Annotated in this window: 10 protein-coding genes and 1 pseudogene; 5 read left to right on the forward strand and 6 right to left on the reverse strand. The window is 66.2% G+C overall.

The features are described 5' to 3' along the window. Positions 1-17: 17 nt before the first annotated feature. From ACPPVV_RS02440 to hemH, 4 genes are all read right to left on the reverse strand, one after another. Positions 18-1913, reverse strand: a complete 1896-nt coding sequence (locus ACPPVV_RS02440; protein ID WP_426701896.1) for an aspartyl protease family protein — start codon at positions 1911-1913, stop codon at positions 18-20. Between the two features lie 73 nt (positions 1914-1986). Continuing rightward, positions 1987-2793 (reverse strand): helix-turn-helix transcriptional regulator, encoded by an 807-nt coding sequence (locus ACPPVV_RS02445; protein ID WP_426701897.1) that lies wholly within the window; start codon positions 2791-2793, stop codon positions 1987-1989. 41 nt (positions 2794-2834) lie between these two features. Next, complete coding sequence (locus tag ACPPVV_RS02450) at positions 2835-3701, reverse strand: alpha/beta fold hydrolase (protein WP_426701898.1); 867 nt, start codon at positions 3699-3701, stop codon at positions 2835-2837. Further along, positions 3698-4753 (reverse strand): ferrochelatase, encoded by a 1056-nt coding sequence (hemH, locus tag ACPPVV_RS02455; protein WP_426703145.1) that lies wholly within the window; start codon positions 4751-4753, stop codon positions 3698-3700. The genes ACPPVV_RS02450 and hemH overlap by 4 nt, the downstream gene beginning before the upstream one ends. Positions 4754-4866: 113 nt before the next feature. On the opposite strand from hemH, the pseudogene ACPPVV_RS02460 reads away from it, so the two are divergent. The 4 genes and pseudogenes from ACPPVV_RS02460 to tatC all read left to right on the forward strand — a co-directional run. Further along, a pseudogene (locus ACPPVV_RS02460) lies at positions 4867-5538 on the forward strand (lipid-binding SYLF domain-containing protein); the annotation flags it as partial. Between the two features lie 66 nt (positions 5539-5604). Then, positions 5605-5865: a Sec-independent protein translocase subunit TatA gene (gene tatA / locus ACPPVV_RS02465; RefSeq protein ID WP_426701899.1), complete on the forward strand. Its 261-nt coding sequence runs from the start codon at positions 5605-5607 to the stop codon at positions 5863-5865. Between the two features lie 22 nt (positions 5866-5887). Continuing rightward, positions 5888-6334, forward strand: coding sequence for a Sec-independent protein translocase protein TatB (tatB, locus tag ACPPVV_RS02470; protein ID WP_426701900.1), 447 nt, complete (start codon positions 5888-5890; stop codon positions 6332-6334). Beyond that, a complete protein-coding gene (gene tatC / locus ACPPVV_RS02475) occupies positions 6321-7109 on the forward strand; it encodes a twin-arginine translocase subunit TatC (RefSeq protein ID WP_426701901.1) in 789 nt (262 codons plus the stop codon). Before tatB ends, tatC begins: the two co-directional genes overlap by 14 nt. Before the next feature lie 5 nt (positions 7110-7114). On the opposite strand, the gene ACPPVV_RS02480 is transcribed toward tatC, so the two are convergent. Beyond that, complete coding sequence (locus tag ACPPVV_RS02480; protein ID WP_426701902.1) at positions 7115-9289, reverse strand: primosomal protein N'; 2175 nt, start codon at positions 9287-9289, stop codon at positions 7115-7117. Positions 9290-9691: 402 nt separating this feature from the next. Then, entirely contained in the window at positions 9692-10831 is a 1140-nt protein-coding gene (locus tag ACPPVV_RS02485) for a DUF3667 domain-containing protein (RefSeq protein WP_426701903.1), read from the reverse strand. Positions 10832-10937: 106 nt separating this feature from the next. Here ACPPVV_RS02485 and ACPPVV_RS02490 point away from each other — a divergent pair, with 106 nt between their 5' ends. Beyond that, a complete protein-coding gene (locus ACPPVV_RS02490) occupies positions 10938-12323 on the forward strand; it encodes an MATE family efflux transporter (RefSeq protein WP_426701904.1) in 1386 nt (461 codons plus the stop codon). Positions 12324-12349: the final 26 nt, after the last annotated feature.

The raw sequence follows: 12349 nt of genomic DNA on the forward strand, positions 1-12349 counted from the left end.
GTTCGCCGATAGCCAGGTTACCTGGGTGCGATATCGCGCAGGACGACATGCAGATGGCGACCGTCGGCGAGGGTGAGCATCAGCGATGCTCCTTCGGCCTGGCCGTTGGCGGCCTGCCGGAAATCGTCGCTGCCCATCGTCTGCACGTGCTTGCCGTTGACCGCGGTGATCTCGTCGCCTTTCCTGAGTCCGGCCTTGGCCGCCGGGCCATCGGGCACTACCCAGCTGACCTTGAAGCGGTCGCCGTGGCTGGCATCGACCTTGGCCGCACGCAGGCCTGCGGCGGCGAACCGGCGTGGCGAAAGCCGGTGGCGCGGCAGTAAGGTCATCGACTGGCGGCGGTAGTCGAAGTGCACGTTGAAGCGTGACAGTACGTCCTGTCCGATATTGCCCGCCTCGGTCGGGTTGCCGGTGGCGCCGGCATCGGCTCGGGTCAGCTGCGCCAGCGGTGTGCCCATCGCCGCGTCGCCGAGTTGCATCGAACGCACGTGCGCAATGTGCGAAGTGAACGCACCGCCAACGCCGCCGGTCGGCTGCGGATAGCCGGTGGCGTAATGGGCGAGCAGGCCTTCGCGCTCCACCCATTGCGGAAACAGCAGCAGATAGCCGGAGTTGCCGGTATCCACGCCGAACACGCCGTGCTTGCCGTCCACGCTGGCGTCGATCGACGGCATGTCGTAGGTGAAACGCAGCGGCAATGTGTTGCCCTTCGCTTCGGCTGGCGGTGTGCCGTGGTCGAACGGTTGCAGGATCAACTGCTGGTGGTCGTAATCGAAGGTCACCGCGAAACGCTCGAAGATCTCCAGGCCGAGGATGCCGGCGATCGGCTCCTTGCCGCCGCGCTCGGAAAACGGATATCCGTAGGGCATCACCAGGAACGTCTGGTCGCGGATGTCCGCGCCGCCCATCGTGAGGTGGGTGACCCTGGTGTACGCGGTGCTCATCGAACCCGGCCCGGAACCGGTGCTGACGCCCTTGCCCTGGCTGGCGAGGCCAAGCTTCTTCGCCGCGTCGTCGGTGAGGATCGAGTGTCCGCCGGTGTCCAGGATGAAGGGCAATGGACCATGGCCATCGATGCGTACGTCCACCAGCAGCACGTTGCCCTGGAAATGCATCGGCACCGTGGTGCGTTTCGCGTCGCCCTGCATGCTGACATCGCGGACTGTCGGGTCGGGGCGCGCCAGGGCGTTCGCCGGCAGGGCCGCCAGCGGCTGATAGCGGTCAATGACGTCGATGCTGTCGCCGTCGGAGGTGCCGGTCGCGGTGGCGGCCGAGTTGCTGATCCGGAACGGTAGCTGCAGGCCCTGCACCGGACGGTAGTCGGTGTAGCGCTGGGTCATGATCAGGAACGAACCGGGCCACACGGCGCGGTCGAGCCGGTGCGTGGCCTTGTCGATCCACAGCGTCGCCGTGCGGCCACCTTGCAGCGAGGCTTCCAACCGCGCGAAGCGGTGGCCGTTCTCCGTCACGTCCGGCAACGTGCGATAGCTTGCGGAGGCCGGTGCGGTGAGCACGCCGAAGCGCTGCACCCAGCTCTCGGTGACGGCCATCGCCCTGGCCTCGGCGGAGTCGTAGGGATGGATCAGCCCCGACATGTCCTGGTGCCAGCGGCCCTGCGCGTCGAGACCGTCGCCGCTGGGATAGACCGGATTGCGTGCACGCACGACGAAGTGCCCGTTGCGCAGGTCGATGGCGGCATGCATCGCACCGCTCAATCCATCGCTGGTCTGCTGACCGTCCGCGAGCAAGGCGCCGATGTCGTTCCAGTGGTTGCCGCCATGCGCCTGGCGCAGCTCGCGCAGGAGTGTGGCGGTGTCGTCGGCGGTGGCCGGCGCGGCCAGCAGCGCGTTGGGCAGAAGCAGGCCGGCGAGCAGCAGCAGACGACAGGGCAAGGATGGTGGGCGAGGTAGCATGCGGGGAACTCCGGGAGCGGTTGATCCATGCTGGTCCGACTGCACGGAACCCGTCTAGGACGCGCTTGACCGATCAGGATGCGATTTGCATGGCCTGCCGGAAGTCACGCGGCGAGCGGCCCACCACGCGCTTGAACACGCGGGCGAAGTGGCTCTGGTCGGCGAAACCGGCTTCGGCAGCCACCTCGGCGATCGATTGCGTGCCTCTGGCCAGCGCCTTGCGGGCCATGGCGATGCGCAGCCTGCGCTGGTACTCGCCCACGGAAACCCCTTGTGCCTGCTGGAATCGCCGTGCCAGATGCGAGGGATGGACGTGCGCCAACGCGGCCAGTTCGCTCAATGACACGCTGGCACGCGGATCGTCATGCAAGCGTTCGATCACGCGAACGAGCCAGCCCGGGCGTTGCTCGCCTTCGCCATGGCGACAGGCGTGCGCCAGCAGCTCGAGTACGGCGGACTGCAAGGCCAGTGCCGCGGCATCGTCGGTGGCCGCCAGTTCGCTTTCGATCCGCGCCAGCAGGCGCGCACTGTCAGGCAGGCGCAGTTGCCGGTTGTCCTCGAGCAGATGGTTGACGCCATCGCTGGCGCCCAGTTCGGCGGACAGGAAGATGCTGAGGCAGCGTGCCCCCTGCCGGGAAAAACGATTCGCGTGGCGCAGTCCCTGCGGATGCACAAGCAGCATGCCGCTGCGGCACTCGCTGTCCCGGCCAGCGCATTGCTGCGTATAGCTGCCGGCAGCGACCAGGCACAAATAGGCGTCGTCGTGCTCGTGCATGGGCAGGCTCGAATCGCCGGCGTAGGCGGTGGTCGATACCTGCAGGCCGCCGCTCGAGCGCAGTCGCTGGGGTGATCCGTAATTGGCGCGGGTGAAACGCTGCATGGCATCCATTCTAGTGCGCTACCCGGCGATGGAATGTGCCGTCAGTCAGGCCGCACGGGTCGGTGCCGGGTATGTTCACGTACCCATTCGGCCACGGTGGCCGGATGTTCCAGATGCAGATGATGGCCGCCGTCCATCTGTGTGACGGTGATGTCCGGCACGCAGGCAGCGCGCGCCCGCATGGGCTCGACGGGCAGGTACGGCGCGCAGGGCCGTGCCAGCATCAGCGCCGTGGGCGCGCTGATGCCTCGCAGCAGTGCGTGAATCTGTGATTCGGCGAGCCGGGCGGGGCTGGGCCGGGTCAGTTGCGGATCGCTGCGCCAGCGCCAGCCGCCGTCCGCCGCGATCAGCCCGCGCTCGACGATCGGTCGCGCCAGTTCGGCGGACAGGCCGCCAACCACGCTGCGTGCGTCGACGGCTTGTTCGATGCTGCGGAATGTCCGCAGCGGTTTGCCCTTGTTGCGCGGTGCCAGCGCATCGCGAAAACGCTCCAGCGTATGCGAGCCGTCATCGCCGAGCGGGCCGAGGCCTTCGATCAGCAACAGCCGTTGGATCCGCTCGGGCCGTGCTGCTGCAACCAGCGCCGCGATGCCCGCGCCGAGCGAGTGGCCGAGCAGGGTGAAGCGATCGAGTGCCAGCGCGTCCGCCGCCGCAAGCACGAACTGCGCGTAATCGAGGTAGTGATAGCTGGCGCCGGGAGCCAGGTGAGCGGAGTGGCCATGGCCGGGCAGGTCCAGCGCAATCACCCGGAAGCGCGTGGCCAGTTGCGGTGCCAGCAGGGCGAAGCTGCCGGCATTGTCGAGCCAGCCGTGCAACGCCAGCAGTGGCGGAAGCGCCTGGTCTCCCCATGCCTGCGCCGCCAGCGTGAGGTGCGCAAGCGCGATGGATTGTTCGACCGGCGCGTTCAAGCGATGGATTCCGGCCAGCCTTCGATGTGTCGGTTGACCAGTGCCGCGAGGCTGTTCACTTGCTCTACGCTGTCGTTGAGCGCGGGGATGTAGCGCAACGACTCGCCGCCGGCGGCGATGAAGAAGTCGCGGTTCTGCATGGCGATTTCTTCCAGCGTTTCCAGGCAATCCACGGCAAAGCCGGGGCAGGCAACGTCGAGCTTGCGTACGCCGTCGGCGGCCAGTTGGCGCACCGTGGCATCGGTGTATGGATGCAGCCAGCGCTCGCGGCCGACACGCGACTGGAAGCTGACGACCAAGCTGTTTTCATCCAGCTGAAGCCGCTCGCGCAGCAGCCGTGCGGTGGTCTGGCACTGATCGAGGTAAGGATCGCCAAGCTGCACGTAGCGCTCGGGAATGCCGTGGAACGACAGCAGCAGCTTTTCGCCCCGGCCGTTCGCGGCCCACCAATGTTCGATGCTCGTGGCCAGCGCGTCGATGTGGGCCGGATCGTCGTGATAGTCGTTGATGAAGCGCAGCTCCGGCGGCCAACGCATTGACTTCAACGCATCGGCGACCGCATCGATCACCGCGCCGGTGGAGGTGGCCGAATATTGCGGATACACCGGCAGCACCAGCAACCGCCGTACGCCGGCACGCTGCAATTGTTCGATGGTGCGTGCCACCGACGGCTCGCCGTAGCGCATTGCCAACGCCACCCGCAACTTGCCTGGCCGCTGTCGGTTGAGCTCATCCTGCAGGCCTTCGGCCAGCGCCTCGCTGCCGCAGCGCAGCGGCGAACCGCGTTCGTTCCAGATACGTGCGTAGGCGTGCGCCGATCGCGCCGGCCGCAGGCGCAGGATCACGCCGTGCAGGATCAGCCACCACAGCCAGCGTGGGTAATCGATCACCCGCGGATCGCCCAGAAATTCGGCAAGATACGGACGCAGCGCCCGCGCGGTGGGCGCGGTCGGCGTACCCAGGTTGACCAGCAGCACGCCTGCCTGAACGGGCTGAATGGACGTTGCATCGGATTGGCTGGCAACGCCGGTATAGTGGTTGCTGCTTGGCATCGTGACGGTCGTGGCTGGATCAGCCATGGAGTCTGCCACAAGCCCGGCGCGCCGCGGCGCGTCGCGCCATCCCGAACCTGTGTGGAGTGGAGCTGCCCATGATGAAGACTCGAGTGCAACGTCTGCTGCTGATCGGCCTGGCCCTGTTGTTGCCGGCGATGGCCGCGCATGCCGAGGATCCGCCGCTGGTGCGTGCGAAGAACGCGGTGCGCGTACTTGCCGACATCATGCAGGCGCCGGACAAGGCGATCCCGCAGGATCTGCTGCGCGATGCCAAGGCCATCGCGGTGATTCCCGATTTGCTCAAGGTCGGGTTCGTTTTCGGCGGCCGTCGCGGCGAAGGCCTGATTTCCGTGAAAAGTCCGGACGGCACCTGGTCCAATCCCAGCTTCATCAGCATGACCGGCGGTAGCGTGGGCTTCCAGGCTGGCGTGTCGTCGACCGACGTGGTGCTGGTGTTTCGCACCCAGCGCGGCGTGGACTCGATCGTCAAGGGCAAGTTCACGCTCGGTGCCGACGCGTCCGCGGCGGCGGGTCCGGTCGGACGCACCGCTTCCGCCGCCACCGATGGCCAGTTGAAGGCCGAGATCTACTCGTATTCACGTTCCCGCGGCCTGTTCGCCGGCGTCGCGCTGGATGGTTCGGCGCTGCGCATCGACTACGATGCCAACGAGGCCGTGTATGGCGCCGGCATCACGCCGCGGCGCATCTTCGAAGGTGGCGTCAGCAATGTGCCGGGGCCGGTGATCGAGTTCCGCGACCGGCTTGAGGAGTACACTTCGCGTTGATCGTGCAGGTATGGCTGCACTCCGCGCAGAGTCGCTCCGCCAAGGCGGGTTCAGAGGTCGATTATGGGTTTTGACAGTGTGTGGCATTGGCTCATCCTGCTGGTGATCGTGCTGCTGGTATTCGGCACCAAGAAGATCCGCAATCTCGGACCGGACCTCGGTGCGGCCATTCGCGACTTCAAGAAAGGCCTCAGCGGCGACGACGAGGCCAAGCAGAAGGAAGAGGAAGCCAGGCGCAAGGAGGCCGAGCAGCTGCGTGCCGATCCGCCGCCGGTCGACAGCACCACCACGCAGAGTCAGCGCGACTCCAGCGAAACCAAGTAAGCGCGGTGGGCGGAGTGCGGCGATGATCGAGATCAGTCTCGGCAAACTGGTGCTGCTCGCCCTGATCGCGTTGATCGTGCTCGGTCCCGAAAAGCTGCCTGGCGCCGCACGTACTGCTGGCGCGCTGTTGCGACGCGTGCGCAGTGGCTGGGACAACGTGCGCGCCGAGGTCGAGCGCGAACTGGAAATCGAGGAAATCCGGCGTACCGCTCGGGCTGCCGCTGCGCAGGCCGAGGCGGCCCAGAACGAAGTGAGGGATGGCGTGCGGCAAATGCACGAGCCGTTGAGCAAGACTGCCGAAGAGATCGCGGCGCTGGTGAAGCCCGAGCCCTCCGCGACCATTGCAGCGGAACTCGTTGCACCCGAGCTGGCTGCGGTCGACGATGCACCGGTCGATCACCGGCAGGCAGAGCTTCCGCTGGGCGAACCGTCGCCGCTTTCAGGGAAAGCACCCCATGACCAGGCCTGAGTCCGACCCGCCCGAGTCCGGGACGGACAGCGTCGCCGACAGCCTGCAACAAGGCCTGTTTTCGCACTTGCTGGAATTGCGCACGCGCCTGCTCAAGGCGGTGGCGGCGGTGGTGCTGGTGTTGCTGGCGCTGGTGCCGTTTGCCAACCGGCTGTACTCGGAGCTCGCCGCGCCGCTGGTGGCGCGCCTGCCGCAAGGCGCGCACCTGATCGCCACCGAGGTCACCAGTCCGTTCATCACGCCGTTGAAACTGGCCTTCTATACGTCTCTTTTCATCACCATGCCGGTGATCCTGTATCAGTTGTGGGCCTTCGTCAGCCCCGGTCTGTACAAGCACGAGAAGCGGCTGGCGCGACCGTTGCTGATCGCGGCGATGGGGTTGTTCTATGTCGGCTGCGCGTTCGCGTATTTCCTGGTGTTGCCGGCGGCGTTCCGCTTCCTTACCGCGGTGACGCCGCAGGGCGTGGAGATGATGACCGACATCTCCCATTACCTCGACTTCGTGATGCTGATGTTCTTCGCATTCGGACTTTGCTTCGAGGTACCGGTGGCGGTGGTGGTGCTGGCCGCGATCGGTGTGGTCGACCTGGAAAAACTGCGTGGCGCACGGCGTTACGCCATCGTCGGCGCGTTCGCGATCGCCGCGTTGATCACCCCGCCGGACATCACCTCGATGATGATGCTGGGCATCCCGATGTGTCTGCTGTACGAGCTGGGGATCCTGGCCGTGCGCTGGCTGGTGAAGCCGGGTTCGTTGCGACCGGACGCCGGCTGACTGGCCTAATACAGGTCGATCGGATCGACATCCAGCGACCAGCGTACCCGCCGCGCCGCTGGCAGAGCGGTCAAGGCCAGCTGCCAGGCGCGCAACATGCCATGCAGCGCACGACGATGGGCGGCCTCCAGCAGCAACTGGCCGCGATGACGGCCGGCCCGCAGCGGCATCGGCGCGGGCATCGGCCCGGCGATCTGCAACTGGTCGCCTTGCGGTAGGGCAGCGTGCGCGGCAGCGAGAAATTCATCGACGTGCTCGCGTTGCGGCGCATCCGCGCGCAGCAGCACCTGGTGGCTGTACGGTGGAAGCTGGATCAGCTGGCGCTCGGCCAGCAGTTCGCGTGCGGCGGCGGCGTAACCGTGTGCCAGCAGGCTGCGCAGCAGCGGATGTTCCGGCTGGTGGGTCTGCAGCACCACGCGACCGGGTTTGCGTGCGCGGCCGGCGCGGCCGGCGACCTGTACCACCAGTTGGGCGAGTCGTTCGCTGGCACGAAAATCCACGCTGTGCAGGCCTTCGTCCACGCCGACGATGGCGACCAGGGTGAGGTTGGGCAGGTCGTGGCCCTTGGCCAGCATCTGGGTGCCCACCAGGATCGCCGGCTGGTCGTCCTTGAGCGTGGCCAGCAACTGTTCGAAGGCATCGCGGCGGCGGGTGGTTTCACGGTCCACCCGAAGTACCGGCAACAGCGGAAACTGCGCGGTGAGCGCCTCTTCCAGCCGCTCGGTACCCTGCCCCTGCGGTTTGAGATCGCCGGCACCGCAGGTCGGACAAACCAGCGGCAGGCGCTGACGATAGTCGCAGTGATGGCAGATCAGCTGGCGGCGACCGGCGTGCAGGGTCAGCGGACGATCGCAACGCGGGCAGTCGGCGTGCCAGCCGCAGGCATGGCACAACAGCACCGGCGCATAGCCGCGACGATTGCGGAAGACCAGCGCCTGCTCGCCGCGCCCGACCGTGTCCGCCACCGCGGCGAGCAGGGCAGGCGACATGCCGTGTTCCAGCCGTTGTGCGCGCATGTCGATGATCTGTACTTGCGGCGGGCGGGTTGCGCCCGGTCGTGCGCGCAGATGCAAGGTGCGATAGCGGCCGGCCTCGGCGTTCGCCAGCGACTCCAGTGACGGCGTTCCCGAGCCGAGCACCACCGGCACGTCGAGCGCACGGCCACGCACCAGGGCCAGGTCGCGGGCGTGGTAGCGGAAACCTTCCTGCTGTTTGTAGGCGCTGTCGTGCTCTTCGTCCACGATGATCAGGCCGGCTTGCGGCAGCGGCGTGAACATCGCCGAACGGGTGCCCAGGATGACGCGTGCGGTGCCTGCCCGTGCGCGCAGCCAGGCCCGCGCGCGATCGCCCTCGGACAGGTTGGAATGCAGCACTTCGACGATCACGCCGAGCCGCTGGCGCAGGCGCCGCACGGTCTGCGGCGCCAGTCCGATCTCGGGCACCAGCAGCAAGGCCTGCTTGCCTTGTGCCAGCACCTGTTCGATCAGCGCGAGATAGACCTCGGTCTTGCCGCTGCCGGTGACGCCGTCGAGCAGGAACGGCTGGTATTGGCCGAGACTCGCGCCCACGGCGGCGACGGCCTGTTGCTGTTCGTCGTTGAGTTGTGGTGCGAATGATGGCGGCAGCGGCCGATCCAGCGGCGGCCGTTCGCTGCGTTCGAGCAGGCCGGTTCCTGCCAGCCGACGCGCCGCCACGCGCCAGCCGGGATGACGTTCATTCAATTCCTGCGCGCTCAAGGCGCCTGCGGCAAGCAGGTCCAGCAACATCCTGCTGGCGCCGCGGCGGCTGCCGGCATCGCGGGCGCTGCGGCCGGCGTCGGTGAGGGACCAGTATTCATCGCCGATTGCCGGCAACGGTTTCGCTTCGCGCAGGGCCAGCGGCAACGCATTCGCGTACGCCTCGCCGGGCGCGCCGAGCCAGTAGTCGGCAGCCCAGGCCAGGGACTGCATCAGCTCGCTGTCGAGCAGTGGCTCGTCGTCGAGCAGCCGCAGCGCCTGTTTCAGCCGGCCGCGGCCGACAGTTGCCTCGGCATCGACCGCCACCACCACGCCAACCTGTTTGCCGCGCCCGAACGGCACCAGTACCCGAGCGCCCACGCAGGCTTCGCCCGCTGGAGGTGGCAGGTAGTCGAACAGGGTTGGCAGGGGCACCGGCAGGGCGACGCGAAGGACAGCGGGCATGGACTACCTCTTGGCTGGCCAGTGTAACCGCGGCACCGATAGCGCCTCACGTATAGACCGTTTTGACGAGAGTTGGATCGGCGGTGCGGTTTACGCGAACTTGCTCCCGGCCTATCGAGGAATGCCGGGTAAGTGACTAACCGTCGGGGGTTTTTGCGCTTATCCACAAGAGCTGTGGATAAGTCTGTGGATGCAGCGGGGAGGGGGCGTCAAAAAGCGCACTGCAGCGCCTTTCACGACAGCTTGACGACGTTTTCAGCACGCAAAAAAAACAATATTTTTCAATAACCTGCAAATGACCCCCGCGACAGGGTTCACAAAATTGACAAACCCCGACGGTTCACCTTGACAGGTTCGTGACGCTGTGCAAAACCCGCCGTGGCACGGGCCGTAAAGTGCCGTTCAGTGGGCTATGCCAAGCACACCCGCGATCACCAGCGCCAGCATCAACAGCCAGAAATAGCACCAGCCGATGCACCAGAATTTCAGCACGGTCATCGGCCAGCCCTGGTGGTAGACCCGTTTCTGCATGATCAGCAGATAGGTCGGAATCCACAGCATCAGCAGTGTCTGGACCCAGCCCAGCGCATAGCCGGTCCATGCGGCATGAGGGTGCAGCCAGGTCGACAGCATGCCGGTGGCGGTGATCAGCAGCAGACTGAGGAACATGAACGCGTGGCTGTGCAGGGCCACGATCAGGTGCTCCATGTATAGCCGCTGACGGAATACGTAGAAAAGCTTGAGCAGTACCGCAAACACCGGGATCAGCACGAACATCGTGGCCGGCAGCGTGCTGAACACACCGTTGATCATTCGCTGTTTGGCTTCGTTGCGGGCGGCAGGGTCGCCGTCCTTGAACGTCCGCCAGTTGTTGTGGATCTGGTGGCCCAGTCGGGTCAGCCTGGCGTTCACCACTTCCGGCAGCCAGGCGATCCGGACCGGGTTCGGATCGGTGTCGGTGTCGATGGTTGGCGGTATGGCGACGGAGGTAGCCGGCATCGGGGCGGCACCAAGTTCAATCAGGCGCTTGTTCGCCTGTTGCTGCATGTTCTGGGCGGCCAATTCGAGTTGATGTCGCGGCAGCACGCCATAGGCGGCGATGTGCGGCAGGGTCTTGAGCTGATTCTTCAGCGCCTTGCGCACTTCCTTCGGAGTGTCGGCGTCCTTGAACGTCTCCCCGGTTACGGTCACGGTGGGCCCGCGGTCCACGATCTTGGAGGACACCTGGTCGATCGCCAGATGAAACACGAAGAACGACAGCAGGCATATCACAAACATCAGCCGGAACGGTGCGATGTAGCGCACTCGCCGTCCGGCGAAATACTCCATGGTGAGGAAACCGGGCTTGAGCAGCAGCGGCGGCAGCGTGTGCACGATGCGGCCGTCAATGTGCAGTACGGTCTCGATGGTCTCCTCGACCATGTGATGCGCCGGCTTGAGCACGCTGTGGATCGACTGGCCGCACTCGTGGCAGAACTCACCCTGCATCGGCGCGCCGCAATTGGCGCAATGCAGTCCCTCGTAACTGATCATCGGCTTCATCGCGGTCCCCGTCCGGTGCAGCGGGTGATCTTCGCACAGCCTGCACGCCGGACGGACGTGACCTATGGCTCAGGTAGAATGCCCGGTCCTGGAGTCTGCTGTGTCGATGAAACCCTTTCGCCCCGAACGCGCCCATCTGATGCACGAAATGCGTGCCACGGTGCGCCTTGCGTTGCCGCTGATCTGCGCCCAGCTGGCGGCGATCGGCAGCAACGTGATCGACGCGGTGCTGGCCGGACATGTCAGCGCGCACGTGCTGGGTGCGGTGGCGGTGGGTGCCAGCATCTGGTCGCTGGCGATCGTCAGCGGCATCGGCATGATGATGGCGGTGCCGCCGTCGGTGGCACAGCTCGATGGTGCCGGCCGTCGGCCGGAGGTCGGCGCGGTGTTCCGCCAGGCTTTGTGGCTGGCGCTGGGGATGGGCGTGGTGCTGTGGTTCGGGGTGCGTCATGCCGGGCCGCTGATCGACTTGATCGGCGTGACCCCGAGCCTGCGCCACGACGTGCAGCGCTTCCTGCTGGCGATCAGCTGGGGCGCGCCGGCGCTGACCTGTTATTTCGCGTTGCGCGGCCTGTCCGAAGGCCTGTCGCTGACCCGGCCGTCGATGTATTTCAGCCTGGGTGGACTGGCGTTGCTGGTGCCGCTGGGCTACGTGCTGATGTTCGGCAAGCTGGGCATCCCGCCACAGGGCGCGCACGGTTGCGGCGTGGCGACGGCGATCGTGCTGTGGATCGAGATGCTGGCGTTCGGCACGTATGTGGTCTTCCGCCGCAATTATCGCGGGCTGGGCCTGTTCGATCATTTCGAATGGCCGGACCTGCGCCGGATCGGGCAGCTCGTGCACATCGGCCTGCCAATGGCGGTAACCCTGCTGGCCGAGGCCGGATTGTTCGTGGCCACGGCGCTGATCATCGCCACACTGGGCGAGGACGTGATCGCCAGCCACCAGGTGGCGATCAACATCGCTTCGCTGTTCTTCATGATCCCGCTCGGGCTGGCGATGGCGATCACCGTGCGCGTCGGCAATGCGGTCGGGCGCGGGGACGAGCGTGGCGTGCGCTATGCTGGCTTCTGCGGCATCGGCCTGACCCTGGTCACCCAGGTGTTCTCCGCCGGCCTGATGTTGAGCCTGCCGAATGTCATCGCGGGCCTGTACACGCACGATCCGAAAGTCATCGTGCTGGCTGCGCAACTGATCATGCTGGCCGGGCTGTTCCAGTTTTCCGACGGCATCCAGGTCGCCGCCAACGGTGCGTTGCGCGGTCTCAAGGACACCCGCGTACCGATGGCGATCACCCTGTTCGCGTACTGGGTGATCGGCATGCCGGTCGGCTGGTGGCTGACGTTCCACCATGGCATGGGCGCGCGCGGCATGTGGATCGGGCTGATCGCTGGCCTGTCGGTGGCGGCCGTCATGTTGTTCACCCGTTTCTGGCGCAGCGCCTGGAAACAGCGTTGGCGACGCGGCGCGCCGATGACCGCGCCGGCATGACCGGCTACGCTTGATCACCTGACCCT

It is taken from the genome of Rhodanobacter sp. Col0626, from assembly GCF_049994385.1.
GTDB lineage: Bacteria > Pseudomonadota > Gammaproteobacteria > Xanthomonadales > Rhodanobacteraceae > Rhodanobacter.

Excerpts from the sequence above, each read along its gene's own strand:
- ACPPVV_RS02440 (WP_426701896.1), bottom strand. The coding sequence starts at position 1,913 with ATGCTACCTCGCCCACCATCCTTGCCCTGTCGTCTGCTGCTGCTCGCC.
- ACPPVV_RS02445 (WP_426701897.1), bottom strand. The coding sequence starts at position 2,793 with ATGCAGCGTTTCACCCGCGCCAATTACGGATCACCCCAGCGACTGCGC.
- hemH (WP_426703145.1), bottom strand. The coding sequence starts at position 4,753 with ATGCCAAGCAGCAACCACTATACCGGCGTTGCCAGCCAATCCGATGCA.
- tatA (WP_426701899.1), top strand. The coding sequence starts at position 5,605 with ATGGGTTTTGACAGTGTGTGGCATTGGCTCATCCTGCTGGTGATCGTG.
- tatB (WP_426701900.1), top strand. The coding sequence starts at position 5,888 with ATGATCGAGATCAGTCTCGGCAAACTGGTGCTGCTCGCCCTGATCGCG.
- tatC (WP_426701901.1), top strand. The coding sequence starts at position 6,321 with ATGACCAGGCCTGAGTCCGACCCGCCCGAGTCCGGGACGGACAGCGTC.
- ACPPVV_RS02480 (WP_426701902.1), bottom strand. The coding sequence starts at position 9,289 with ATGCCCGCTGTCCTTCGCGTCGCCCTGCCGGTGCCCCTGCCAACCCTG.
- ACPPVV_RS02485 (WP_426701903.1), bottom strand. The coding sequence starts at position 10,831 with ATGAAGCCGATGATCAGTTACGAGGGACTGCATTGCGCCAATTGCGGC.
- ACPPVV_RS02490 (WP_426701904.1), top strand. The coding sequence starts at position 10,938 with ATGAAACCCTTTCGCCCCGAACGCGCCCATCTGATGCACGAAATGCGT.